A 1,311-nucleotide genomic window follows, 5' to 3' on the forward strand; every position below is an offset into this window, starting at 1 on the left:
AACCAACTGAGCTAATCATCCGTACATTGTATGCGGGGCCAACTGAGCTAATCGTCATTAACGCTAAATATAAAATACCATAAACAAATAAAAAAATCAAGAGATAATATTGTCTAATTTTAGATAAATAAGTTGCCACATTTTTTTAAGGTAAATACTAAACAAATAATGATAAAAAAGGCAAATTATATAAAAATAGAGCTTATTTATAAAAAAATCCCAAATAATGGGATTTTGTGATCATTCGATCAGCTTACAAAGAAATAATGAGATTCAAAAGCAGTGCTCCGAGCTTGTCTGCCGAGGCTTTGGCGCGCACTTGATTATCTTCATGCGAATGCTCTTCACTATCGGTATTGGTAATAAAACTTATTGCATATACATTCGTTCTCGGATAAAGCGCCGCAACCGCTACTTCCGGCAAAATACTCATCATCGCCATTGTCGCGCCAAACTCGCGCATAATTCGCTTGTCATGTTTCCGACCTTCAAAATCAGGACCAGAAACCATTGCCCCAGCGCCACGATGACAATTGAGCCCCACTTTTTGCGCGCATTCCTCAATTTCTCTAATATTCGCTTCTTTCAACATATCCTCAGGACTGACAAATTCTCCGCTTGTAAGAGGTCGCTTTGGCGCAAAAAGAGTGATAAAACCGTCATGAGCGACAATATCCCCAACTTTTACCTCAGGTCGTAAAGAACCTGCCGCATTTGTTAAAATTAAATTCTTCACGCCCAGCTTCAAAAGCATTTCAATCTGCAGGCGAACCATTTTAGAAACCTGACCAAAATCAAAATCTTCATTTAAATGAATTCGACCACGAAGCATAATCACCTCATGTAATCGACTTCTTGTGTGTGGATAAGGATTCACTAATAAATCATCCATAACAACTTCTCTTGCGTGGCCTGCAATTTCTCCCATCTTTTCCAAATATTCAAATCCGGGAACTTGAGAAAAAGGAATCTTTAGGGCTTCGGGCATCTTTTCCATCAACACATTCCCCCAACCGGTTCCCAAAACAATAGCGGTCTCCGGACTCAAAATACACTTTCTATTCTCATAAAAACGCATCGAAAGATACTCTTTTGCTCTACAAACCGTATTTTTCCACTTTTCGCTTGCCATCGCCTGCTCCTTCCGTAAAAAGACCTGTACAAATTTAACCATATTTCAGTCTTAACGTCAAGCGAAGCGAGCTTTTTGACAAATTCATATTTTTACCTTATAATTATAAAAGAAAATATTCTCCAAAATATGGAGGAATTTATTTATGTTAGAAAAGATAGACCTACTAAAATACCAAA

General features: G+C 37.8%; 1 protein-coding gene. It reads right to left on the reverse strand.

Annotation, left to right across the window (positions count from 1 at the left end; genetic code table 11):
• Positions 1–253 precede the first annotated feature (253 nt).
• Positions 254–1,174, reverse strand: a complete 921-nt coding sequence (locus COU51_01975; GenBank protein PIR66810.1) for a hypothetical protein — start codon at positions 1,172–1,174, stop codon at positions 254–256.
• Between the last annotated feature and the right edge of the window lie 137 nt (positions 1,175–1,311).

The organism is Parcubacteria group bacterium CG10_big_fil_rev_8_21_14_0_10_36_14 (assembly GCA_002772895.1).
Classification (GTDB): Bacteria; Patescibacteriota; Patescibacteriia.

What these genes read in the sequence shown, in the direction of transcription:
- COU51_01975 (PIR66810.1), bottom strand. Translation starts at nt 1,174, where the DNA reads ATGGTTAAATTTGTACAGGTCTTTTTACGGAAGGAGCAGGCGATGGCA.